Below are 25191 nucleotides of genomic sequence, written 5' to 3' on the forward strand. Positions count from 1 at the left end.
TTGCTTTATCACCTTTAACTTTACTTTTGACGGTAAAGATATTCTCCGTAATATTTGTGAACTCAACCATCGTTGTGATTTGGTTAGTAGCAGCCAACCCCAGTTCGTTGGCATTAATAGCCAATTCCTTCTCAAAACCATCATTACCATCAACACTACCACCATCATCATTGATAGCGTTCAATATTAAGTCTGTGGGGACAGATTTACCAAGTAGTAACGAGATGCTATCTAGATTACGATTCGTAGCTATTAAGTCAGGTTTGCCGTCACCATCTATGTCTCCCACAGCAACGTCAGCTAAAGATGTTTCAACTGGGAAATTAGTGGGAGTGCCAAAGCCACCGTTGCCATCATTCAACAGCACTGAGAGGTTGTTGTTGTTAGCGTTTGCCAGCACCAAGTCAAGTTTGCCGTCACCATCTATGTCTTCCAAGACGGCGGAACTAGAACTTGTCCCAACTGTGAAATTAGTGGGAGTGCCAAAGCCACCACTACCATTGTTTAACAGCACTGAGACATCATTAGAAATATAGCTTGCTACCACCAAGTCAAGTTTGCCATCAGCATTTATGTCTCCCATTACGATGTGATAAGGTATCATCCCGACTGTGAAGTTGGTAGGAATTCCGAAGTTGCCACTACCATCGTTTAACTGCACTGAGACATTTGGGTTATTAGCGTTCGCCACAATTAAGTCAAGTTTGCCATCACCGTCTATGTCTTCCACTAAGGCGGTAGAAGGTCTCGTCCCAAGCGGGATGCTAGTGGGGGTACTAAAACTGCCATTGCCATTGTTCCACAGCACTGAGACGTTGTTGTCATCAGCATTCGCCACCACCAAATCAGGTTTGTTGTCACCGTCAATGTCTCCCACAGCGATGGAAGTAGGAGTTATCCCAACTGCGAAATTACTAGCAGTACCAAAGCCGCCACTGCCATCGTTCCACAGCACTGAGACATTGTTATCATTAACGTTCGCCACCGCCAAGTCAGGTTTGTTGTCACCATTTAAGTCTGCTGAAGTCAGGAAAACTGGATTGGTTCCGACTTTAAAGTTGGTGGGAGTGCCAAAGCCATCATTACCATCATTCAAAAGCACTGAGACATCGTTGGAAGTCAAGTTCGCTACCGCCAAGTCAAGTTTGGCGTCACCGTTTAAGTCTTTCACTACGACATAAGCGGGATCTGAAGAGGGATTGGAACTGACTGAAAAGTATTTAGCACTTGCAAATGATAGGCTCATGATTGTTCTGATTAAAAGTGTTTTGGCTTCCTCACACCTGTTCCTGTTTAGATGGCAAGATGGTTAGCAAAAGTAAGACTCTTCATCGTGAGGAAGAGACCATTTAGAGTATTTTGTAAAGCAGGTATAATGCCTCAGTAAAAATACTATTAAGTATTTGAAGGGACTTAAGGATAATTACGTAAATAAAAATGCTACAAATATTATACTTGGTTCAACCATGAACCAAAGCGATCGCACGCAGGCATATTTCCTAAATTAAGGTGCATTTAATTACACTGGTGAAGAGGAGCCAGCACATTGCGGAGAATACTGCATTCTCTTGCCAGATTTATACTCCAAAAGTGAATGTCTCCGTTGGACCTAGCCTTTCTCTCAGAAAGAAGCAAGCTATACGCAGTGTATTGGGTAGCATCGGCGTTCAAAAGGCCACAGTCTAAAGTAACTTTTGACAGCTACGTATAATCATGCAAATTAAAAAAGAAAAGTACTTCTCAGAATACCGATAGTAACTGGATCGTTATTTGGTGTATGACCAGGTTCCAATATATGAATTATTCCTGGTGTGATACTAATATTATCTGTCAGTTGAAATCGATAAAATGCTTCAATATGAGTAGTGGTTCCTGGTTGTCCTCCAGCACGTCCTAAACCTGTATTTACTGAGTCAGGAACATTGCTTCCTACTGGTAGGTTACTACTAGTAATTCTAGGAGGTTGCCCAACATAAATTCCACCTAAATTACCTTTGGCAAATAAATCTGGGAAGTTGAGGAACGCCATATAATTTGTTGTTTCTACATTTCCTGGTTGTCCAGGAATATAAGAGTTAGTATAGCCACCCCATGCACCAATAGAAATGTGAGGCGAAATTTGCCAAGTTACAGTAGCACCAACAGCATTAGTTTCTAGGGGTTCTGATTTTGCAGTTAAGCATTCATCACCCACGTAAGTCTTTAAACAGCCATCTGAAGCATAATTATTGACGTAATACAAACTTAAATCTACAGCATCAGTTGGTGTTAACAGTAATTGCACACCTGTAGTAGTAGTACCATCAAATAAACCTGTGCGTTTACCAGGATTACCGGGGATGTAACTAGAATAAATTGCCTGTAAGCTAGCACGTTTAGCAAACTGCCAATCTATAGCTATACCACCATGACCAAATCCTATATCTAAAATTGGATTTCGTTGAGCAAAAAAAGACAATGGTCCGGTAGCAGCACTTTCTACACGGTTTGGTCCTCGGAAAGCACTTGCCATATTCACACCTTCGGTTCCTACCATCAACGCTAAGTTGTCAGCAATTAACCAGTGATAATTGAGGTCACTGATAATAAACTGGTTATCTGTAGGATATTCATAGCCGAGATTGATATCATTGCGAGACACGCTATTGGTAAATCTAGGACCAGAGCTACCAATTCCATTTAAAAGAGCTGTAAATAAGTAACTACGAGGGGTAAATTGCGTAGTTAAAGATAGCTGGGTTAAGGACATTAAACCAATGTTTGTGCCACCATCATTTGTGTCTTTGATACCATCTCTGGGATTAACATCACCACTATTGCTATTTCGTCCTTGCGCACCAACTATGACTAGCCCACTGAGTTTGGTTGTAGTAGAGAATTGCTTTGCTTCAAGTTCGGTAGTGCGGGCTTCTAAGCTATCAACTCGACCCCGCAATGTTGCTAATTCTGGGGCAAATTCTGATTGTAACTTTTGTATCTTTGCTAAATCTTCGCGGCTAACTGAATCACTTGTAGCTGTAGCGATTAACTCATTGACTCTATCTAAGCAAGCATTCACACCTGCGGCGAATTCATACCGAGTTAAAGCGCGATTACCACGATAGGAATTATCTGGATAACCTGCTATACAACCGTAGCGTTCCACTAAAGACTGCAATGCTTGAAACGCCCAATCTGTGGGCTGCACATCTTTCAGTTGAGATACCGATGTAACTTGTGACATCGGATCTTCTTTCTCTAAGTAAGATTGATTTGTAGGGGATGAAAAGCTATATTCTTGTGCGATCGCTTTTTGTACAAATCCATTTATACTCGCAAAGATTAACCATATGAGTATCCAAACCCTATTTTTATTGTGGCTAATCATTTTAGTTTTCAATTTATTTTACTCTATATCATACATATAAGCCACGAGTGTATGTAAAATTATGCATTATTTGCATTAGTATATTTACGTATCTTGCAATAAACTAGATTAAAAAAATTCTGGGCAATATCTAACAAGCGCGAGTATAAAAGATAAATTAACTAGCCCAAATGTACTCTCTGGATAGAGTGAAAATTAGCATGGCAAATCGGTTGCGAAAGCTGACGCCAAAGCCCTTAGGGCAAAATCAGCCTCGTGCAGGTAGGATCAAACATCTCTTTAAAAAACCCCAGAACAATGCTCAACTGGGAAATTTGCTAACATCAACGTTAGCGATCGCTGCATTGTTGAGCAGTGTAGGTTTACTTATAACTTTTGCCTGGATCAGCATTCTATTTATATTCAATCCAGAACAAATTATTTGGCTAAATAAATTTTTACCAGAATGGGCACAGATTTCCGTCGGTAATTACGGTGAGCGTCCTCAGACCTTTAAACAAATTCAAAACAGCCTCAGTAAACAACAACGCATAGCTGGAAAAACCCTAGCTTTAGATCGAGATAAAGAAAACTCTTTTTTACTGCCAGTTTTGCAACAGCGGCCTAATTGTCAGTTTGATTGTCAAGTAATTGTAGAACTGAGAGTTTATCAGCAAGCCAAAGACTTGGAATTCCAATCCCAGACAGAAAAATATTACCGTCTTGTGGCGCAATTACCCATCACCGGGCCAGAAGAATCCTTTGTGTTGGCTGCTTTTGATGAAACTAAATTAGAAAACTCAGAAAACAGCATTCCTTTACCATTAGATGAAGTCAAGCGCTTTGAAGGTGAGACACCATCATCAGGTTTTTGGTTTAATTTACAAGGTAAACTCCAACAGGGAACTGGTGCGATCGCCTACGGTCACATTGTCTACTACAATCCACAACGCAGTAAACTCCAACAGATGTTGTCGTGGAAAAGTCCCAATGGACAAGTGCCTAAATGGCAACAGGTAACTGGTAGTACTGTTAAAGAATTAGTCATCGATCAAACAGTAGGTTTAGAACCACAGTTACGCATTTACCAAGTCAAAGCTATTAAATTATTCCTCAACCCCATTCAACTAGAAGAAATTTCCCTAAAAACACCAGCCCTCAAAGATACTGCTTACCAAAATGCTTTGTTACTTGCCCGTAGTGGACTGTGGACACCAGCCTTCGAGTGGTTGAAATCTTTTCAGAAACAGCGAAAAGAGGTGCTCCCAGAAGCGGCACAAGCACAAATTGATTTGATTGGCTTACACTCTCAACTCACCAAAACCCAAGCTGATAAGATTTGGGCAATTCCGAGTCAACAGGTGCTAGCAGATTTGATTGATGGTCGCTGGGCGAAAGCTTTAGAGGTATTTGAAGCTTCCTCAGAAAATGTCCAAGAAATTGCCACTCTACTACAAATGGATGGGGGACGGTTGTGGAATCGTACTACAACAGCATTGCGAGTTAACCCAAATAGACCGGAGGTCCAAACTTGGGGAGCATTAATTTTAGCTGTTCAACGAGGAGAAGAACGGGCAATTTCTTGGTTGGAGGCACAACCAAAAATTACGCCAGATACTCTTACCCGGATTCAGGATCTATTAGTACGCCTTAGTAATGAAGGAGTCAGACCAAAAATCATTTCTGGTCACCCCAGCCGAATTTTAGGTTCAGTGCAACCCCTCACTCAAGTAATCAGTACTGAGTGGCTCAGACCAAACTCAAAAGCAGACCTGCAACTCATGGATAACGAAATTTGGTATCAGGTAGAGGTGAGTGCATTTAATGACGGTAAACGCTGGCTCAATTTTCCTTTTGGAAGTTTGCAGCTACCTAACACTTCTCCTGCCAAATTTATCTGGGAAACATTAGGCATCAATTCTGACCCAGGAATTTTACTTGTGGTTTGGTTACCAAATGGAGAACAACAAATAACTACCGCCACAATCAAAGGAGTGAAATTGCAAGGCGGGATTTTGCGGCTACTAGTTAGTGGACAAAAAATTGCTAACAATCAAAATAATCTTCTCCAACCCCAGCCTTTAGCCTTGACAGATGCTGCCTTGGAATGGGTACAACCATCTCCCATCACTTTGGCAGAACTATATCAACAAGATCCAACCAGAGTAACGGCAATGCTGCCGACTGTGTGGCAGACTTTACAGCAATCTGGTCAAATTCCCAATGGCGCTAGGCCTAACCTGGCACAGATGCTGCAAGAACTAGGCTATTGGCCTGTACAAGTGATGAATTTAACAAATAATTCTCAAACAGAAACTGTACTAACTATCTCAGCAGAAGCAATAGTATCTTTGAAGCAATCGCTGTATGGAGAACAGAAGCAGGAAGAAAATTTATCCCGCCCCCGTACCCTGATCTTGTCTGATAGTGGTAAAGTAATTTATACTGATTTTAAAATAAATTCCGAGCAAACACTGACAGCGATCGCCAAGCTTTCAGATGGGCAGTCTCTAGCTTTGTTAGTAGAGAATGGCGATAAGTATAGCCTTAAGCGTTGGTCACAGAAAAATCAACGCTTTGAATAGCAGTTTCTTAATTATGGCGATCGCTCTGTGGTTTGGGTTTTCGATTGTGTTTGGGGTATTGCCCCAATTAGCTACTACTAGCAGCATAGATAAGGGACAAATTTAACAATCCAAAACCCCAACAAAATTTCTAGACTTCTTGTTCTTGATTATTGCTAGACAGGCGTTGCTGCTTGAGGTTCTGCAACTGCATGAGCAAAGAGTCTATCTCTGCTTGCAAGTGCATAAATTTCACTTGCTGATCGTCTTGGTAATAAGACTTGTTTAACTTGCTTGCCCAGGCAGCTTGGGACATGCGATCAGAAACACTAGATGAACAGGTAGACATAGTTAACTAGATCCACAACTCAACTCACACCATTAGAGATATTATAATAATGTAGTTTTAAGCTTTGTTAAAAGATTGTATATTTTACATCATTTACTCTAATAGGTTTTTACTTTTGTGATAAGAGACTCAAATTGTGATGACTGGGTTCCAGAGAAAACATCACACTTGCGATCCTTTTGTGACAAAACTTCTGACAAAGCTGCCTGGGAAAATGGTAAATAAAAGTTATAGGTAAAGTGCCTGCACCATAAGAAATTACTTTCTTCTTGTAATGAAAGCATCTCCTAGTGCAAGATCTGTACCACTGGTATTTTTCTGTTTGCAGTAAAAATTTGTATAAATAACCGTGACTTTAAGCCTGTCTGTTGCTAAATCTCATCGCCAACCCTGGCCCGGACTGATAGAAGCCTATCGTGAGTACTTGCCTGTCAGCGAAAAAACGCCGGTTGTCACCCTGTTGGAGGGTAACACGCCTTTGATCCCAGCGCCGGCGATCGCTGAAATTATCGGCAGACAAGTGCGTGTTTTTGTCAAATACGACGGTCTTAACCCCACTGGTAGCTTCAAAGACCGGGGAATGACAATGGCAATTTCCAAGGCTAAGGAAGCAGGGGCTAAGGCAGTGATTTGTGCCAGTACAGGCAACACCTCAGCAGCAGCAGCAGCTTACGCTAGGCGTGGGGGAATGAGTGCCTTTGTGCTAATTCCTGATGGTTATGTGGCGCTAGGTAAGTTGGCGCAGGCTTTACTTTATGGAGCTGAGGTACTGGCTGTAAAAGGTAATTTTGACCGCGCCTTAGAAATCGTCCGCGAGATGGCGCAAACCTATCCGATCACTTTGGTGAATTCGGTGAATCCCTACCGCTTAGAAGGGCAGAAAACAGCTGCGTTTGAAATTGTTGATGTGTTGGGTAATGCTCCAGACTGGCTGTGTATCCCAGTGGGTAACGCGGGTAATATCTCAGCATACTGGATGGGATTTTGCCAATATCATCAAGCCGGGAAATGCGATCGCTTACCTAAGGTGATGGGATTCCAAGCAGCAGGCGCGGCCCCCTTAGTACACGGTCAGCCAGTACAGCATCCAGAAACCTTGGCAACAGCTATTCGCATTGGCAATCCGGCGAGTTGGGAAAAAGCGATCGCTGTCAAATCAGCTAGTCAAGGAAATTTTCACGCCGTCACCGATGCCGAAATTCTCGATGCTTACCGACTGTTGGCATCATCTGAAGGCATATTTTGTGAACCTGCCAGTGCTGCTTCCGTAGCAGGGCTGTTGCAGGTGAAAGACCAAATTCCCACAGGAGCAACAGTAGTTTGCGTCCTCACTGGCAATGGTCTTAAAGATCCAGATACAGCCATTAAACACAGTCACAGTCAATTTAAGCAGGGTATTGAGGCAGAACTGGGAGCAGTAGCCGAGGCGATGGGATTTTAGCAAGTCAAAAGTTGAGGTTTCAGAGAATTTTTCTTTTTCTCAGTAACATCTCAACCCCACTCCCAGCCTCTCCCCGCTTGCGGGGAGAGGTGCCAAAGGCGGAGAGGGGTTTGTTATCTTTGGGAAAAACGTATATTTCTCAATGATTAGAGACTTAAGTTGGAATAAATAGGAATAGCCATCAATATTTTCTGAAGTTGATGAGGTTTGAGTCCTCATCCAAAAAATTTTGACTATTGACTTTTGACTCTGGACTGCCCAAAAATACAGCAGACTCAAAGAGCTTGCTGTGTATCATGTTCGAGAGCAACTCGCTCCCGCGTCCAGCCATCAATAGCATCACCCAAAGCGGTAGTTAAGTTATCGCGGGTTTGGGCGTGGTTGTCTTGCTCAGTTTTTAAAGCTTGCAACAGGCGATCGCGTTCTTTGATGGCTGTAACTAATTTAGTTTTCAACTCTTCCACAGACTGGAGTTGTTCAATTTCCTGTTGGATAGCCGTTACTGCTGTGGCATCAGGAAGTGCCTGTGTATCCAAACCTTGAACTTTTTGCAATTCCGCTTTTAGAGATGCGATCGCTTGTTGAGATAGCTGAGTATCAGTGCGGCGTTGCTCTGCCTCTGTGTTATAGAGTTTACGCCACTTCTCCGCGCTTTCCCAAGCTGCGTCGCGATCACGCCCAATTGCTACCATCTGCTGTTTGAGGGACTGGATTTCAGTCAACCATTGTGTTGTTAAGTCTTGACTCATAGAGATTGTTGGTTAGTTAATAGTCAATAGTCATTGGTCAATAGTCAATAGTCAATAGGCATTAGGCATTGCTCTTGCTTCCTACTCCCTTGCTTTCCTCATATCAGTATTATTTTGGTAAAAAATGTAAAAATAAATAAAGTGCTGAGTACTGGAAATTTGGCAAATTATTTGAATCAGCACTCAGAACACCACAGTCATGTACCAGCCTCGTTTTGTCCGCTTCTTTCGCCATCTCAACTGGCGCACCCTCAAGAAAACTGTTGCTAGGACAATCGAAAGACGACTTTTGGGACTTGCTTCAGAAATTGCTTTCAACGCCATGTTGTCTTTATTTCCAGCAATTCTGGCTTTCTTCACAGCCATTGGCTTATTTGCAGAATCCTTACAATACACCTTTAAACAACTAGCGGCGCAGCTCAGTCAAATTGCACCAGAAGAAGCACTAGTTATAATTCGGGATTTTGCCACAACAGAAATCGCTCATTCCAAAAATAGCGGTTTGTTTTCTCTGAGCTTTGCGATCGCAATTTGGACTGCGTCGGGTGCGGTAAGTACTGCGATGACAGCGCTAGATCAAATTCATCAAATTCCCCCAGAAAACATGCGTCCCTTTTGGAAAGCTAAACTAGTTTCTCTGGGGCTAACAGTCGGTACTATGTTGCTTTTAGTATTGGCTTCATTTTTAGTGTTTCTTAGCGACCTAATATTGGCAATGGTGGTGCGTGAAAATTATTCTTTGGTATTCTTGTTAGATCTTTGGCGACTATTACGCTGGCCTGTAACTTTAAGTATTGTTGCTCTTGCCTTTAGCTTTGTTTATCGCTATGGTCCAAGCGTGTGGAATTCAGGTACACCAATGATGCCTGGAGCCAGTTTAGCTGCTGTTTTTTGGGCAATTTTGTCTGGTTTGTTTCGACTTTATGTGGCTAATTTTGGTAACTACAATAAAGTATATGGTGCTGTGGGAGCTGTGATTGTCTTAATGCTTTGGCTGTGGATGAGTGCCTTTGTTCTCCTCGTGGGCGATCAATTAAACGTCACAGTCGGTGAAGATATGCGCTCTCGCAAGCAGTCAAATTTTCTCAAACAAAATTAATTAATATACAGCAGTAAAATACTTAACTATTCAACTTCAAAAAGCGATCGCACTCATGCCTGATTCTCCTTCTCGATATCCCATTATTGAACCTGATGCTAAGGCTCCTACCTTAAAACGGCTGCGTCAGATCAGTAGGCTGATGGATAATGTGATTACTGTTCCCGGAACCCAGGTTGGTGTTGGTCTAGATCCAATTTTAGGATTGTTACCTATAGGCGGTGATGTTTTAGGAGTCATCCTTTCTGGCTACATTGTTGTAGAAGCAGCGCGGTTAGGTGCATCTAGAGCTACTCTCGGCAGAATGGTATTTAATATCATCATTGATGGTTTGGTAGGTTCTATCCCCATGCTGGGAGACTTGTTTGATTTTGCTTGGAAAGCTAATACTCTTAATATTCAACTATTAGAAGATCACTTAAAGTCTCCCATCCCAACTAAAAAAGCAGATAAGTGGTTTATCTTAGCGCTTGTAGCTGGATTGTTGCTTATTGCCATTGTCTTAGTTGTATTGCCTATGATAATAATTAGATGGCTGTGGCAAGCTTTAAGTGGTGGTTAATTAATTGATTAATAATGGAATGGAAGATTGGTGGCAAGCGACTTTTCCTCAAGGGCGACAAAGTGTAATTATTACTGATACTCAAGGTTATCCTGTACAAATTGCTTATGGTGAAAAAGGTACAGGTAAGCCGCTAATTTTATTACATGGTATGGGTACTTGGAGCTACAATTGGCGTCATAGTATAGCTCCATTATCTAAATATTGTCGGGTAATTTCTTTTGATGCCAAAGGCTACGGTTTTTCTGAAAAACCTTTAGCTAGACGAGAAGATAACGGTCATCAAATTATTGAACTAGCGCGAATAATTCAGGAATTATGTGATGAACCGCCTGTAATTGTCGCAGAATCTTTAGGGGGATTAATCGCCCTTTCTCTTGCCCAAGAATATCCCGAGTTAGTAGGGCGTTTAGTAGTCGTCAATGTACCGATTTTTGCTGAAAAATTACCGCATTGGGCGATGTGGGTGCTTGCTCAAACGCCGCTAGAAATAATCGGAATAATTGACTCTTTGCGTTTGGCATATTTGTTTGCACCTCTATTTAGAGAAGTTATGGCAATCGAAAGGCGTCGGGTGCTATTCGATCCTTCATTGCTAACCCAAGAAGATATCTATTGGATAACTTACCCTTTTATTGAAATTCCTGGTACTCTCGTAAAAGTTGCGGAAGAGTTACAAATAGCAGCACGAGAAATTGAGCATTGGCAAAGTCAGAAACCAAATTTGCTTAGTAAAATTCAAAATAAATTAAGCGCTATTCAATGCCCTACACTAATTTTATGGGGTGCGCAAGATAGTTGGTTTCCTGTAACTCATGGAGAAAAATTGCATAAATCTATCCCCAATGCGAAATTGCAAATTTTGCCTAACTGCTGTCACGATGCAGCAGCTGGCTCTTCAAAAGATGTAAATACAGCGATTGTTGAGTTTCTTAGGGATACAAATTTCTTGTAACTAGAAATTATATAAATCAAATATAAGGAACCACAGATGAACACAGATAAACACCGATATTTATCTGTGTATCATACGGGGGCTGCTTTCTTTTCAGATTTACGCATAGTATCTAATTCGTCATTTACTTATTTCATTACATAAAATCTATCAGCAGTTACATTAGCATTTGGCATTAACTCTTCTAATAATTTTTTATAAGGCGACCAGAGGTCAATGCTCATACCAATTCACGAAATTATTGATACAAATTACTTCCTCTGCTCCCTCTGCTAGCCGATATGTATCATTTTTAAAGTGAAATGGTATTAGTCTTTGGCGTAACGCACCACAACCCTTGATTGGTGCGTTAGGCTACGCCATAACACACCCTTGTATATTGGCTATCCAGTAATACAGTTGCACTTTTGCTGTCTAGAGGCTTAGAGAAGAAATACCCTTGCCCATACTCACAACCCAAAACTTGCAATTTCGCTTGCTGTGCGGCGGTTTCTACACCTTCTGCAACTACATTCATACCTAATGCATGACTGAGCATGATAATAGTCTGAACGATCGCAGCATCTTCGTCTGTTTCTTCCATTCGGCTGACAAAAGAACGATCTACCTTCAATGTGTTGACAGGAAAACGGTGTAAATAACTTAAGGAGGAGTATCCTGTACCAAAATCATCAATACTTAGCTGTAGATTTAAAGTTCTCAGTTGTAGCAGGATGCTAATTGCAGCTTCAACATCATTCATTGCTACGGATTCAGTAATTTCTAATTTTAAACTTTTTCCATTGATTCCTGTTTCCTTTAAAATCTGCTGAATATACTCCACCAAATTCGCTTCAGATAGCTGATGTCCAGATAGGTTAATACTCATCATGAGTGGAGGATCGGCAGGAAATTGAGCTTGCCAAACAGACAACTGATGACAAGCTTCTTTTAAAATCCATTTACCTAAAGGAATAATCAATCCCGTTTCTTCTGTAACTGGAATAAATTCTGCTGGTGAGACAAATCCATGCTGAGGATGTTGCCATCTCACAAGTGCTTCAAAACCAATAATTTTACTCGTTTTTAAGCAGACGATTGGTTGATAGCAGAGAAAAAATTCCTGCTGTTCAATGGCTCGATGCAGGTCTATCTCCAACTGAAACCGCTTGACTACTTGGGTATGCATACCTGTGGCAAAGACTTCATGACGACCTTTACCTAAGTCTTTAGCGCGATACATAGCTGTGTGAGCATCTCGCAGCAAAGCTATTGGTTGATAGTCGAGTTCAGTTTGATTGAAGGCTATACCAATGCTGATACTAGTAAATATTTCTTGTCCGTTGTTCTTGAAGGGTAAGGACATTTCCTTTTGAAGCTGGTCGGCTACAACAGTTACTTCGCTACTATCAGTAATATTTTTCAGCAATATAGCGAACTCATCTCCGCCAACCCTCGCTAGTATGCCTCTGTTTCCTAGGCAGGCTTTTAATCTTTGACTGACATTGAATAAGAACAAATCCCCAAATTGGTGCCCAAAACCCTCATTAATCACCTTGAAGCGGTCAATACCCAAAAACAGCAAGGCAAATCGTGAGTTTTTGTGAAGCTTTGTGTCAGCGATCACCCATTCTAACTGTTTCAAAAATAAATTGCGATTGGGAAGATCTGTTAGGGCATCGCGTAATGTATGGTGTAATAGCTTATAGCCTAGAACAGTTCCGGCTGCGATCGCCAAGGCTAGGGTTGGTGCTATTAAAGGTATCCACCCCGCTTGTGTAAATATACTGAAGCAAATACTAAATAGAATTGCCGCAGAAATTGCTCCTGCTACTCCTAGTAAAAGCGGATGGCGAAGTCGCCATGCAAGTACACCTCCAATCAAAGCCCATGTCCACACCCAAAGAAATTCTGCCCATTCCGGCCAGAACCAAAATATTGATTGTTGATCTAAGGTTGTGTTCAAGATTTGGCTAACAAGTTGAGCATGAAGCAGCACCCCAGGCATACCTGGGTTGACTGTCTCACCTGCACTATAAGGAGTAAATAACAGATCCTTTAGGCTAGGAGCAGTTGTACCAATTAGTACTACCTTGTCTTTCACCCAATTAGGGTCAAACTGACCTTGCAGCACTTGTGTTAATGACACCTGTCGCGCTACTTTTTCAGGTGAACGGTAGGAGATCATCACCTGATAGCCTGCATTATCAATATTTTGATACCCACCCGCATCAGCACTTAAAGCAGGGAATACAGTGTTACCTAATAGCAGTGCTTTTGACTTAACTTTTAGAGCATCTCTAGGCTTTCCAAGATATTTGAGACTCAACTGTAAAGAGAAAGAGTAGAACTTGTCCTTCCCTTCTTGGGCATAAATCAAATTTCGACGCACAACTCCATCTTGATCAACCACAAGGTCGTTGAAGCCGATTTGTTCTGCTGGTAGTCCAGGAATGGGGGAGACTCCTTCTCCATCAGGATCAGCAAGTTTAGTAATGGTAACAACATTCGGGGAGTGAAGTTGCTTAATCAGTGCTTCATAGCCTGGAGGTTGGGGAAGATTGCGATAGAGGTCTAAACCAATAGCTTTGGGCTTGGCCTGTTGCAGGTTTGCTAGTACTTGAGACAGAGTTTGATCGCTAATGGGCCACTGTTTTTTAATATCAGCTTCTGTGATTGTGACTACCAATAGTCTTGGGTTAGGACCAGCATCAGGTTGGAGGCGTACCATTTGGTCAAACGTGACCAATTCTAAAAACTGCAACCAACCAGCTTGTCTCATACCCATTACTAGTCCTGTAATGAGAATACTAGCGATGATAACTGATTGCCTCAAACTCAGTGTGGTAAGAGATAAACTGATTTGATGCTTACCGCGTTGAGTAGCTAAGTATACTAATGACTGGAGCTTTTGAGAATATTTAGCAATCACAAAAACATGAGATTCATAGAGTGGACTGTTTTGAATTGATTAGAAACTGATATTTAGGTTTTGGATGGTTTAGCAAAAAAGATTTTAGATTTTTTCTACTTTGATGTCAGAGTAGAAAATCATTGCGATCGCGGGGAACCTACTTTATTGACAATTCAGGGCTTTGTTGGATTTTGATATTCAAAAAAGGCTCTTGTGCGATCGCATCTAATTTTTCTGACTTTAATAGTTGTGTCCAATTAGCAGCAAGCCTAAAATCATTAGGTTGGGTTGTTCTGAGTTCTGCTAGTGTCGCTAGTGCATCGTGCCAAAGTCCTGCTTTGGCATATAGGTTAACGCGCTCAAAAGGTGATGTCTGCTCTAGCTTTTTAGTCAGATTCGAGTCTAGTTCTACTCTTTGAATCCACCCATTCACTACAATATCGTTGGCTCTATTTTCAGGATCACAAATCATTGACACATACCAATTGTATTTCTTACCGATAGCAAGAGGAGGTAAGGATGTAGAACCAGGCAAGCTAAAATTTATAACTCCTCCAGAATTGGTTTTGGTGAAAGTTGTCTCATAAACTGAATGACGACTCTCATCTTGCAAGACAAACTCCACCATTGCTGGTGCTGAGGTTTGGGGTAAATAGAACAAAAAGTTGGGATAGGCTTTTTTGGTGAATCCTAAATTAGTTTCTGGTACTAATGCCATTAAGCGCCCAACAGTACTAAAACACTCTCCACGTGTTCCACCTCCAATTCTTCGTCCCGGTAAACCCTCTCTTGGCTGATCTTCAGATGCCATAACTTGCTGGGGAACTGCCCATGAAAATGCCAATAGAGATGTTAAACAGATAGCGGCAAATGCCTTATTTATCAATATCTTATCTAGCATAACTGAATATACATTGAATACTTGAATTCATAACTTTCCTTATTCAATAAATACCCTAATTATTAGCTAAATACTACATTTAATGGATTTAATTCATCATATTTTTAAAACGTATATATTTTAAGTTAAACTACTTAAATACGCATTGTATAACTCAAATCTACTACTCTTATCGTGATAGTTACTAACTAAAAATTTGCGCATTTTACGCAGATATACTGATAAAATTTATATCACTCAAGCTTATTGATGTATGCTTAGGTAATTTTGTTCCTTAAGGATGCATATACAAGTCCTGCCGCCATCAGGCTTCTGGTATGTATACTGTAGTGACTGTAATGCTATGAAAGATACGGACTAAACCGAGAATTTAAACATACTTCTAGAGCTACAAAATATAAAGTTTTTGTAGATTTCTCTCAAGAGCCTTGCACAAGGGTAATGCTACTTTGGCAAACATTATAGGTAAATGTAGCTCTTGGGCTGTTTCCAGCTTTAGAAAAAAGGTAGGCCAACCTGTTAGCTAAATACAAACAACGGGCAATATAGAGCCATAAGCATTAGTTCCAATTATCTTGTTCTATGAGGAGTTTCTTTGATGATTCTTCAGTGGATTCTGCAATTCAGCCATCCAAACGACATGCATTCTTAAAAAACTCTCGCAATGTGATGGAAGTGCTAGTGGTTACAGAGGTGGAGTTGCAGATCCAATCCTTACCTTCTAAAACTGCCAAATACATCAACCCATCTGAAGTGACTGCCTATGCATTAAATCGTCTTCCTGCCTTGTATGCTACTAGCAAAAGAGGTTGGCAGCGGCAATTACATCGTGGAAAAACCGAGTTTCACCAGAAAGTTGCTACGGCTGTGCGGCAGGCTATTATAGCTGTACAGCAAGATCCCCTACGAGCAGAAGATTTTCTTGATTTTCAAGAAGAAAATGCAGCGCTAGCTGCTTTACAAGAACTTAAAGTCTTGCTCCAAGATGCAGATTTGTCTTGGGAAAACTTACCTAATGTGATTGAACAAACATTGCTCGATACGTTGCGGGGAAGGGTAACCTGGCGCAAGCCTGGTATCCCAGACAATGAAATCTTTGATTGGGAGAAACATCCACATAATCAAAGAGGGTAATAGGGGTAAGGAGAGGATTTGTAGGCAGATTGTCATAATGAATGTAAACCAAGTTTGAAATGATGATCGGAATTATCTAGAATTTTTGTTCATATTAATTATCTAAAATTCTAGCTACAAATTATTCTCTCCTGCTGCCTATGAATATCTACATAACAACAGATATTTGATTTCCTGTATTGCTAATTTAATTGTGATCGCCCAAATCATAGTCATCAATTTACAAAATGATGTCTTGTTGAAGGCACAGACTTATATAGTGGCTCCTCAGAGTAGTTGTTTGCCCTCAACTAATATTTATGCGGATTAATATCTATTCTTTGTTTACTCGAAGATATTTCAAACGAATAGGCATTCGTTTAATTTTATTTTCGATAGGAATATTGCTGGGGATACTTTTCAGCCTGTTTCCCTTAGTAGGTAGATTACTTCCTGTTGCTGCCCAAAATTCTTCACCACCATTGATGGTTGAGCAATTATCTAATACAGCACAGCAAGAGCAGCAGGGCAGACAGTACTACGAAGCTGGGCAGTTTTTAGCAGCAATCAAAATTTGGCAACAGGTTTTACAAATTTATCAGTCACAAAGAAATTGGCTCAATCAAGCTAGAGTCCTAAACAATATTTCATTAAGTTATCAACAACTAGGGCAATGGTTGGAAGCTAGCCGAGCCATTTCTGCCAGTCTAGAGTTGTTATCCACAAAAGCTGGCGATCACACGCAAACAGAATTAACCGTCTTAGCTCAAACCTTGAACACTCAAGGAAGTCTAGAGTTAGCTACTGGCAAATCTGAAGCAGCGCTAGCTACTTGGCAACAAGCAACTGTTACCTATACTAAAGCAGAGAGTGAGGCAGGGGTAATTCGCAGTCTGATTAACCAATCTCAGGCTTTGAAGTCCTTGGGGTTATACCGTCGAGCTTTATCTACCTTGACTCAAGTAAACCAAATCCTCCAGAAACAACCTGATTCTGCAATTAAAACTGCTGGCTTACGCAGTTTGGGTTCTAGCCTGCGCTTAGTAGGAAATTTAGAACAAGCACAGCAAGTTTTGCAACAAAGCTTAGCGATCGCGCAAAAGTTACAATCACCAGTAGATATTAGTGCAGCATTGATCGATTTGGGAAATGTGTCCCGTGCTAACCAAGATTCGGACTCGGCTTTGGCTTTTTATCAACAGGCTACAGCTATTGCTCCCTCTCAAATCCTGAAAATTCGCTCGCAATTGAATCAACTAAGCATTTTACTCGATCAAAAAAAATGGACATCGGCTCAGACAATATGGAGTCAAATTCAACCTCAACTAGCGAATTTACCTGCTAGCCGTGGGGCGATTTATGCCCAACTTAACTTAGCCCAAAGTTTAATTCGCCTCCAACAGGCTAATCTTTCCAATGCTCCCACTACGGCAAGTATTGCTCAATTAGTAGCAAATAACCTGCAACAAGCAAAAAGTTTGGGAGACAAGCAAGCAGAAGCTTATGCATTGGGTAAACTTGGCAAGCTTTATGAACAAAATCAGCAGTGGAAAATCGCTCAAGAACTGACTCAGCAAGCGCTTGTACTTGCTCAAGCTATTAATACACCAGAAATTACCTATCGTTGGCAATGGCAGTTAGGGCGACTTTTGAAAATCCAGGGAGATATACAAGGAGCGATCGCTGCTTATACTCAAGCTGTCAACACTCTACAATCTTTGCGTAGCGATTTGGTTGCGATCGATCCAGACATTCAATTTAGTTTTCGAGATAGTGTAGAACCCGTCTACCGGGAACTAGTCAGTTTGCTTCTCAAACCTGACAACTCACAACCCAGTCAAAAATCTATCAGCCAAGCCCGTCAAGTTATTGAGTCTTTACAATTAGCAGAACTAGATGATTTTCTCCGTGAAGCCTGTTTAGATAGAAAATACACTCAGATCGATCAGTTAGATCCGTTAGCAGGAGTTATCTATCCCATCATCTTGGCAGATCGATTAGAAGTAATTCTCAGCTTGCCACAACAACCGCTACGTCACTATACTACTGCTGTGCCGGAGAATCAGCTAGAGAGCATCGTAGAAAAACTGCGTAAAAATTTAGTCATTCGCTCCAAACAAGACTTTCTGCCGTTATCTCAAAAAATTTATGACTGGCTGATTCGTCCAGTAGAAACCGAGCTAGCTAAAAGTGGCATTAAAACCTTAGTGTTTATACCAGATGGTGTATTCCGAAATATTCCCATAGCCGCTTTGCACGACGGAAATCGATATTTGATTGAAAAATACAGTATCGCTTTGACACCAAGTCTACAGTTACTACCTCCTAAACGGTTGCAACAGCTAAACTTTAAAGTACTTAGTGCTGGCTTAACTGAAGCACGACAAGGGTTTTCTCCTTTAGATTATGTGGAACAGGAGTTGAAGGAAATCAAATCGGAAGTATCCAGCACGGTGCTATTAAATCAGGAATTTACCAGCAATAATCTCAAAAACTATCTGAAATCCTCTTTTTTCCCCATTGTTCACATTGCCACCCACGGCAAGTTTAGCTCGAAGGCAATGGAAACATTTATTTTAGCCTGGGATGAACGAATCAGGATTAATGAATTAGATAATCTATTACAAATACCCGAACAGAAAAAGCGACAAACAATTGAACTGTTGGTTCTTAGTGCTTGTGAAACTGCAACAGGGGATAAACGTGCTGCTTTAGGGTTAGCTGGGATAGCAGTCAGAGCAGGAGCTAATAGCACCTTAGCAACTCTATGGTCTGTAAATGATGAGGCCACAGCCAATTTGATGCGTTATTTTTACAAGAACTTAAGCAACACCCAAGAAACTAAAGCAGAGGCTTTACGCCGTTCCCAAATAGCTCTTTTAAAAGATCCCCTATATGAGCATCCAGTTTACTGGGCTCCGTATATTTTAGTTGGGAATTGGCTTTAAGAAGAAATCAAATATAGCCTTTCTCGCTTGATTGCAATACACTCGAAATCCCATCCCGCATTGTACTACCTCACTATCGAACATTTGCTTGCGTAGCTGTGGCAGGTAGACGGATTTTTACACAATTAGAAACAGTTTTTAGCGATCGCTACTTCATGGCATCCAATTAATTGAATCTTCTTAATACCATCCTGCTGGAAGACCAAGCAGATTAAAAGCGAATTTTGTCAGTTTTATAGACATATAAGGCAATACGGTTCAGTTAAGGCGATAAGAGTTCTCATCTGTCGAACAAAAACCAAGAATTGGGGGATTCTCCCCCAAACCCCCGATTGGGGGACGGTTGCGTCCCCCAAGCCCCCTCCAAAATAAATTGTTCGGTTTTTTGTTTAGTAATTATTTGTGAACTTTGTTGTCAATGAATTTTCTTAACTGAACTGTATTGGCATATAAGGCACTCGCACTTACTCAAATAATCAAGAAGCTTTGTTCTACTTTTACTGACCTTTCCTAGAAATAATCTTGATATTTATGTTGGAAATTTTACTTTGTCATAATTCTATTACAAAATAAGCATAAAAATTCTTATCTCTCCTTATCTATGTCATTAGGATGAATAGTGATTCATTCTTTAACAAGATGTTTGTAGAGTTAAATTTATTTAAATTACTCCCATTCAGTTAATTAATACCAATATAAAAGGCTGATATATCACTATTGCCCAATAATTAGTCTACACATATAGGATTCCTACTTGATTTCTGAAATATAGGTAGTAAGTGGCGTTGGGCACTGCCCACTCCTTCGGGGTTTTGGTGAGCGATGCCCACCCTACATAAATTGCTGTAAAGTGCAAAAAAATGTATAAGCGTTTCACAACCTAGAGAGGTACAAGAAGAAATAATTAAATACTGATGGATACAGATAAATTCGTACCTTAGCAGACTGATAAACGCTATATCAAACAACTAATTATTTATTAAATAAAAATTTGTCAGTTTTTTTAGCTACTAGCCATAGCACAAGCTGAACATTAATTAAAAAAACTAGAGGAGTCAGGATGAAAAGCAAATTTTTTAACCAAAAATTGTCAAGTTTAACTACTTTCTTAGTCTTAGCTTCAACAGTTTTTACAACTCCTACTTTCGCCTTGGATACAGTTAACATTCAAGGTATCCAGGCTTCTTCCTCAAACAGGGTATTACAAAATAACCGAGGACAATATCTATTAGCAGAGTATTCAAGCAGCTGTCGTCGAGTAATGGCAAGGAATGGTCTTTTTGTTATGCAGAAGCCAACAGTTGATGGTCCCGTAGCTGCTCTTTTAGACTATGGAACAAACGTTACAATTCGCGATCGCGGAAAAAATGGCTGGGTTCCAGTTTCATCTCCGGTCAAGGGCTACATATTACATACTAATTTTCTGGCCTCATGCCAAGCTTCACAAGCCGCAACACCTCCTGAGCTAAACTTTTGTCGCAAGGTTGCTGTTGATGGTGGGTTGGTGGTGCGAACAGCTCCTTCTAATAATTCAGCCAGGGTGGGAGTAGTTCCTAATGGCCAAAATGTCGTAATTGCACGGGGAAAAAATGGTTGGGTACCAATTTCAACTCCTGTGATGGGCTATGCACAGTCAAGGTATCTTGCTTATTGCCCGAGAACACAGTGAGCAAATCAGGCGGCTGCATTCCCCATTGGCGATCGCCTATTGATAAAAGTATAAAATTCAAATTTGGTGCAGCCGTTTGGGGAGACAAAATTTCTTGAAGACAGATGTAGTCGTAATTGGTAGCGGTGTTGGCGGTTTAAGTTGTGCTGCGCTGTTAGCACGATATGGCTTTGATGTCATAGTTTGTGAAAGCCATTCTATCCCTGGTGGTGCAGCTCACGCTTTTGAGCGCAATGGATTCAAATTTGATTCAGGCCCATCCCTTTACTCTGGATTATCTTACAGTCCCTCTGCTAACCCGCTACGACAAGTACTAGACGCAATTGGCTCTGGGCTACCCTGCGTTACCTACGATACCTGGGGATGCTGCCTACCAGAAGCCGATTTTGATACAACGGTCGGAGCTGAACAGTTTTGTGAAGTGCTGATGCGACTGCGCGGTGAAGATGCTGTCAGAGAATGGCGACAACTTCAGCGGATTATGGAACCCTTGGCTAGTGCTGCAACTGCAATACCATCAGCAGCATTACGCTTTGATTGGGGTGCAGTGAAAACTATGGGCCGATTTGCCCCATCTTTAGCAAGATATACGGGAAATGTGCTGAAGCTGACTGGCCCTTTCAGCAAAATTATGGATGGTGTTGTCAAAGATCCCTTTATTCAAAATTGGCTGAATTTGCTTTGTTTTCTTCTATCCGGACTACCCGCAGATGGTACGAGTGCGGCAGAGGTAGCTTTTATGTTTGCTGACTGGTATCGGCCAGGAGTGCAACTTGATTATCCGATTGGTGGAAGTGGTGCTTTAGTTGACGCACTAGTTAAAGGGCTGGAGAGACACGGTGGTAAGTTGATGCTTGGCGCTCATGTTGAACAAGTCTTGGTAGAAGGAGGTAGGGCGGTAGGTGTACGTCTGCGTGACGGTAAAGAAATCCGGGCGCAGCGAGCAGTAATTTCTGGTACATCGGTTTGGGATACACTGAAGTTGCTACCAGAAAAGGCAGTGCCAGAAAAATTCCGTAATCAAAGACAAGCTACACCTGAGTGTGATAGTTTCATGCATCTGCATTTAGGCATTGATGCTCAAGGTTTATCTGCAAATTTGGCCTGTCACTATATAGTTGTCAACAACTGGGAACTAGGCATAACCGCACCTCAGAATGTTGTACTGATATCAATTCCATCAATTCTCGACCCATCACTAGCACCGCCAGGTAAACACGTAATTCATGCTTATACTCCTGGTAATGAGCCGTATGCTCTTTGGCAGGGAATGGACAGAAAAAGCCCAGAGTATGCGCAACAAAAACGTTTACGTGCAGAGGTGATGTGGCAAGCTTTAGAGCGCATCATTCCCGATATTCGCTTGCGTTGCGAAGTTACTCTTGTGGGTACACCGCTTACCCATGAGCGCTTTTTGCGGCGCGATCGCGGTTCTTATGGCCCAGCGATTAAAGCAGGAGTGGGAATGTTTCCCGGCCCTAGCACACCTTTACCAGGATTTATGTGTTGTGGCGATTCGACATTTCCTGGTATCGGTTTACCAGCAGTCGCCGCTAGTGGGATGATAGCCGCAAATACCTTAGCTTCTGTGCAGCAGCATTCAGCTATGCTTCAAGATATTGGTTGCGTTTAATTTTTTTGGTACAAACTTATCCGAGTATAGTACAATTGTATTGTATATTGTTCTCAATTCGCGTTCCTGGAAAATCCCTCAGCGCTCCACTGAGGGATTTTTATTTTGGGATGATTGCCAATACTTCTCGGTTAGTAGAAAAATTATACCAATTCAAATAATGTTTGCGACAGATAAATTCTTTGTAGGGGCACGGCGTCAGTAAGATAATTTGATATACCAAAAGATTGTGGGTGCCGTGCCCCTACTCATCTGTCGCATTCTTTTTTCAAAATGGTATTATTTGTTGAGGCAAGCTGGGGGAGAAAGCGATCGCATCTTAGCCAGAGGACTGGTTTAGATTTGAGATTGTACGACTGGCTTCCCAGCCCAACATCACTGCTTTACGCTCCAAGCCCCAATGATAACCACCTAGTTCTCCAGATTCCCGAATCACACGATGGCATGGAATAAGATAGGCGATGGGATTGTTACCCACAGCATTACCCACGGCTCTAGCAGCAGTTGGGCTACCAATCAATTCAGCAATCTTCTGATAAGTTGTCATACCTCCAAACGGCACTTGCAAAAGTGCTCTCCAAACTTGAATCTGAAAATTGGTGCCCTTGATTAACAGCGTTAATGGCTTGTGAACATTCAAGGTATTAGGATTGAAAATCAGATTGTGCAAGGGTTGAGTGGTTTGTTGGTCATGGATAATTTCCGCACTTTTCCATGAGCGCCGCAATAGTTGCTCGGCATTCTGCTCATTTGAGGTGTCTAGGAAATACAAGTTACAAATACCACGAGATGTTGTAGCGAGTAGCGATTTACCAAATGAGGTGTCATGAATGCCATAACGAATTTCCAAACCTGCTCCTCCTGTTTTGAATTCACCAGGAGACATTGCTTCTAAGTTCACAAACAGATCGTGTAATCGTCCTGGACTTGACAGCCCTACATCTAGGGTCAGGTCTAAAAGGCTTTTAGTCTCGGTAATTTTTGACTTGGCATATTCAACAGTGAGAAATTGCAAAAATCGCTTAGGGCTAATACCCGCCCATTGGCTAAATAAGCGTTGGAAATGATACTCACTCAGCCCTATCTGCTGTGCCACAGTTGCCAAATCTGGTTGGTTCAGGTGATTTTGCCGCATGAACGCGATCGCCTGAGCAATTCGGCTGTAGTCTTTGCTGTCATATACATTTACACTATTCATCGCCATCACGTAGCCTGAGTCAAGGGAGTTCTTGCACTTTTTCACTTTACAGACGGTGTAAATCAAAAACCACCCATTTCTTGCGATGTATAAAGTGAGGCGATCAATTTGTGATCGCTTGAAGGTAGGTTAAGTTGAGTGAGTCCCCTTAAATTAGCATAAACAGGGGTAAATGTGGCTAAATTTGCTGAAACATGTTGATATTAACAGGTTTACAAGTTCTAGCATTGATGCACGAATTGTAAACTTGATTCACGAGTTAGAAACTAGAGTTTGCTCAAGGAAAGCGATCGCCCACTTTGTTACTCGTATCAAATTGCCACGCCAGTAGGGTGCGTTGTCGCGCAGCGCAACGCACCACTATATGCCGACAACAGATGAGATTCCATCGGGTGCAAACGAGTTGTTATGCGGCGATCGCTTTACATTGAGCGTACAACTCTTTTGGAGCCTCATGAAAATACTTAAACAAAGCAGGACACAGCCATCCTTCTATGTTTAGCTCCGCATTGTAGTACCAATTTCCACCATATTCCTCGCGTTGCCAATCAAACTTCGCTTGATAACCTGGAAATGGACGAGCAGAAAACAGTAAATTGAATCCTGCTTCTGCATTTGGAATGTTCGCTACTAGCCGATCGATGATCTTGTCTGCGCCTGCTACAAATGGTTCTCGTACTAAACCGACTTTATCATCGTCGAACACCCACATCTCATCATATTTAATTTATATGGATGGATAACTATAATTGAGTTCATATCAATTATTCTCAACTCTAGAATTGCAACAGTGTTCTAGCTGGTTGTGCCTTGCGGTTTAAAAACTCTGGTGTCTGAACGTTATTATGCTGCTTTACGCCCGAACGCATAGAAGATAGTGATGTCGTTCCAAATACCCTGCTCAGTTTGCAATGCCTCCAATTCAGCATCAAATTCAGATCTAGCTTGTGCTAATTTTTCAGGAGAAAGTTGCAATAAAGGATTGGGAAACTGACCAGGAACTGGATACAACCCATTAGACCAAATTCCCTTCGCTTGCTCTAAACTGATATAACTGCTATCTTCCTCAGATTGAATGTCAATTGCTTTAAAACCTGCTGTCTGAAGTAAATTACGACATTTCTCAACGTTACCTGTTGGCTGATTAAACAACAGTGAAACGCCATATTTTGCGAGTACTTTTCGTGCAACTACTCCTCCAACAAAAGCACGATCCGCAAATGCATGAAAACCAAGCAAGCCTCCTGGTTTGAGAAAGTGATGCCAAAGTCGCAACGAAGCTAGTAAATCGGACATCCAAATTAGTGCTGATGAACAGAAAACACAATCAAAACTGTTGGCTGGAAAACTCAGTGCTTCTGCATCTGCTAGGTGAAATTCAACATTACTCAACTGTAATTCTTTAACTTTGCGCCTCGCTTGTTCTAGCATCCCAGTTGAAATATCTATGCCGATAACTTTTCCCTCATCTCCCACAATTTGAGCCGCCTCGATCGCAACCAGACCTGTTCCAGTTGCAATATCCAATACCTGCTGGCCACTTCTAAGTTGTGCATATTCAACAAGACGATGAGCAATTCGCGGATGCCAATCACCATTATCATAATTGGAACTTCGACGGCTATACCAATCAGCTATCTGCTGTTTGTAATCATCCAGTTCTGCTTGGTTACTCACTGCGTCAATCCTACAAGTTAGTGACAACTTGATACTAAATGCGTAAGGATTCAGGTAGAGGATTATTGACAAAGGGAACACTTGAGGGGGAGTA

18 protein-coding genes and 1 pseudogene are annotated in these 25191 nt (G+C 41.4%); 9 read left to right on the forward strand and 10 right to left on the reverse strand.

Annotated features, from left to right (window positions below; translation table 11 throughout):
• Nucleotides 1–1246 (reverse strand): VCBS repeat-containing protein (locus BV375_RS31720; RefSeq protein WP_143842277.1); only part of this gene is annotated, 1246 nt, incomplete at its 3' end.
• Nucleotides 1247–1720: 474 nt separating this feature from the next.
• Complete coding sequence (locus BV375_RS31725; RefSeq protein WP_086767945.1) at nt 1721–3367, reverse strand: iron uptake porin; 1647 nt, start codon at nt 3365–3367, stop codon at nt 1721–1723.
• Nucleotides 3368–3567: 200 nt separating this feature from the next.
• Here BV375_RS31725 and BV375_RS31730 point away from each other — a divergent pair, with 200 nt between their 5' ends.
• Nucleotides 3568–5931: a hypothetical protein gene (locus BV375_RS31730; protein ID WP_208099219.1), complete on the forward strand. Its 2364-nt coding sequence runs from the start codon at nt 3568–3570 to the stop codon at nt 5929–5931.
• A gap of 130 nt (nt 5932–6061) precedes the next feature.
• Here BV375_RS31730 and BV375_RS31735 read toward each other — a convergent pair whose 3' ends face one another.
• Nucleotides 6062–6259, reverse strand: coding sequence for a hypothetical protein (locus BV375_RS31735; RefSeq protein WP_086767949.1), 198 nt, complete (start codon nt 6257–6259; stop codon nt 6062–6064).
• A 349-nt stretch (nt 6260–6608) separates the two neighbouring features.
• Between BV375_RS31735 and thrC the strand changes: the two genes are divergently transcribed.
• On the forward strand, nt 6609–7700 hold the full coding sequence (gene thrC / locus BV375_RS31740; RefSeq protein WP_086767951.1) for a threonine synthase: 1092 nt from the start codon (nt 6609–6611) through the stop codon (nt 7698–7700).
• Between the two features lie 275 nt (nt 7701–7975).
• Here the strand turns inward: thrC and BV375_RS31745 are convergent, their stop codons facing one another.
• Entirely contained in the window at nt 7976–8449 is a 474-nt protein-coding gene (locus BV375_RS31745) for a hypothetical protein (RefSeq protein ID WP_086767953.1), read from the reverse strand.
• A 199-nt stretch (nt 8450–8648) separates the two neighbouring features.
• Here BV375_RS31745 and BV375_RS31750 point away from each other — a divergent pair, with 199 nt between their 5' ends.
• The 3 genes from BV375_RS31750 to BV375_RS31760 are packed head-to-tail and all read left to right on the forward strand — an operon-like array spanning nt 8649 to nt 11065.
• Complete coding sequence (locus BV375_RS31750; protein WP_086767955.1) at nt 8649–9548, forward strand: YihY/virulence factor BrkB family protein; 900 nt, start codon at nt 8649–8651, stop codon at nt 9546–9548.
• 55 nt (nt 9549–9603) lie between these two features.
• A complete protein-coding gene (locus BV375_RS31755; protein ID WP_086767957.1) occupies nt 9604–10110 on the forward strand; it encodes a DUF4112 domain-containing protein in 507 nt (168 codons plus the stop codon).
• Nucleotides 10111–10129: 19 nt separating this feature from the next.
• Nucleotides 10130–11065: an alpha/beta hydrolase gene (locus BV375_RS31760; RefSeq protein ID WP_086767959.1), complete on the forward strand. Its 936-nt coding sequence runs from the start codon at nt 10130–10132 to the stop codon at nt 11063–11065.
• Between the two features lie 131 nt (nt 11066–11196).
• Here the strand turns inward: BV375_RS31760 and BV375_RS31765 are convergent.
• The 3 genes and pseudogenes from BV375_RS31765 to BV375_RS31775 form a co-directional block, all read right to left on the reverse strand.
• Nucleotides 11197–11289, reverse strand: a pseudogene (locus BV375_RS31765) (transposase); the annotation flags it as partial.
• A gap of 125 nt (nt 11290–11414) precedes the next feature.
• Nucleotides 11415–13976, reverse strand: coding sequence for an EAL domain-containing protein (locus BV375_RS31770; protein WP_086767961.1), 2562 nt, complete (start codon nt 13974–13976; stop codon nt 11415–11417).
• A 139-nt stretch (nt 13977–14115) separates the two neighbouring features.
• Nucleotides 14116–14859 carry a DUF928 domain-containing protein gene (locus BV375_RS31775; protein ID WP_086767963.1) on the reverse strand — a complete coding sequence of 248 codons (744 nt, stop codon included), beginning with the start codon at nt 14857–14859 and terminating at the stop codon, nt 14116–14118.
• Between the two features lie 582 nt (nt 14860–15441).
• On the opposite strand from BV375_RS31775, the gene BV375_RS31780 reads away from it, so the two are divergent.
• From BV375_RS31780 to BV375_RS31795, 4 genes are all read left to right on the forward strand, one after another.
• Entirely contained in the window at nt 15442–15993 is a 552-nt protein-coding gene (locus tag BV375_RS31780) for a late competence development ComFB family protein (protein ID WP_086767965.1), read from the forward strand.
• A 299-nt stretch (nt 15994–16292) separates the two neighbouring features.
• Complete coding sequence (locus tag BV375_RS31785; RefSeq protein WP_086767967.1) at nt 16293–18920, forward strand: CHAT domain-containing protein; 2628 nt, start codon at nt 16293–16295, stop codon at nt 18918–18920.
• 1060 nt (nt 18921–19980) lie between these two features.
• Entirely contained in the window at nt 19981–20589 is a 609-nt protein-coding gene (locus BV375_RS31790) for an SH3 domain-containing protein (RefSeq protein WP_086767969.1), read from the forward strand.
• 94 nt (nt 20590–20683) lie between these two features.
• The gene (locus tag BV375_RS31795; protein WP_086767971.1) at nt 20684–22222 is read left to right on the forward strand and encodes an NAD(P)/FAD-dependent oxidoreductase; all 1539 of its coding nucleotides are present in this window, start codon (nt 20684–20686) and stop codon (nt 22220–22222) included.
• Nucleotides 22223–22541: 319 nt separating this feature from the next.
• Here the strand turns inward: BV375_RS31795 and BV375_RS31800 are convergent, their stop codons facing one another.
• From BV375_RS31800 to BV375_RS31810, 3 genes are all read right to left on the reverse strand, one after another.
• Nucleotides 22542–23426, reverse strand: a complete 885-nt coding sequence (locus tag BV375_RS31800; RefSeq protein WP_243714111.1) for a methylated-DNA--[protein]-cysteine S-methyltransferase — start codon at nt 23424–23426, stop codon at nt 22542–22544.
• A gap of 400 nt (nt 23427–23826) precedes the next feature.
• The gene (locus BV375_RS31805; protein ID WP_086767973.1) at nt 23827–24132 is read right to left on the reverse strand and encodes a DUF6717 family protein; all 306 of its coding nucleotides are present in this window, start codon (nt 24130–24132) and stop codon (nt 23827–23829) included.
• A 131-nt stretch (nt 24133–24263) separates the two neighbouring features.
• Entirely contained in the window at nt 24264–25097 is an 834-nt protein-coding gene (locus BV375_RS31810; RefSeq protein ID WP_086767975.1) for a methyltransferase domain-containing protein, read from the reverse strand.
• Nucleotides 25098–25191 lie beyond the last annotated feature (94 nt).

The organism is Nostoc sp. 106C (genome assembly GCF_002154725.1).
In the GTDB taxonomy this organism is placed as follows: Bacteria; Cyanobacteriota; Cyanobacteriia; order Cyanobacteriales; family Nostocaceae; genus Aulosira.